The following is a 588-nucleotide window of genomic DNA, read 5'->3' as shown; positions in this document are numbered from 1 at the left end:
AACAATATTAATCAAATATTGTTCGTCAGCTTTCCAAATTGTTAAAGAGCAAAAGTTTCTAATCGAAACCATTTTTAAAAACACTATCGCTAATGCGCTTAAAGATGGTGGGCGATACCGGGCTCGAACCAGTGACCCCCTGCTTGTAAGGCAGGTGCTCTCCCAACTGAGCTAATCGCCCTCCGATGTTTTAATTCCTTGAGGAAGGAATGGTGGAGCTATGCGGGATCGAACCGCAGACCTCCTGCGTGCAAGGCAGGCGCTCTCCCAGCTGAGCTATAGCCCCATATTTTTATTTCCTTGGGAGGAAATGGTGGGTCGTGCAGGATTCGAACCTGCGACCAATTGATTAAAAGTCAACTGCTCTACCAGCTGAGCTAACGACCCAATGGTATCCCGTAGGGGAGTCGAACCCCTGTTACCGCCGTGAAAGGGCGGTGTCCTAGGCCTCTAGACGAACGGGACACTAAGTTTGTTTCCACTTTAAAAGGTAGAATCAAATTTGTTTGAAGAACTTGGGAGTTCTTCATCTCTTTTGCTTTTCTAAACCATATCAATCTGTGTGGGTACTCATCGTGAAAATCTTCG

4 tRNA genes are annotated in these 588 nt (G+C 46.3%); all 4 read right to left on the bottom strand.

Features of this window, described 5'->3' with window-relative positions:
• Positions 1-105 precede the first annotated feature (105 nt).
• Positions 106-181, bottom strand: a tRNA-Val gene (locus QWZ04_RS21010).
• Between the two features lie 29 nt (positions 182-210).
• Positions 211-286: transfer RNA gene (locus tag QWZ04_RS21005), tRNA-Ala, on the bottom strand.
• Positions 287-311: 25 nt separating this feature from the next.
• A tRNA-Lys gene (locus tag QWZ04_RS21000) sits at positions 312-387 on the bottom strand.
• A gap of 2 nt (positions 388-389) precedes the next feature.
• Positions 390-465 (bottom strand) — tRNA-Glu (locus QWZ04_RS20995).
• Between the last annotated feature and the right edge of the window lie 123 nt (positions 466-588).

The organism is Vibrio tapetis subsp. quintayensis, from assembly GCF_030409945.1.
Classification (GTDB): Bacteria; Pseudomonadota; Gammaproteobacteria; order Enterobacterales; family Vibrionaceae; genus Vibrio; species Vibrio quintayensis.
The sequence above is the reverse complement of the archived record's forward strand: the minus strand, read 5'-3'. Positions and strand labels throughout refer to the sequence as shown.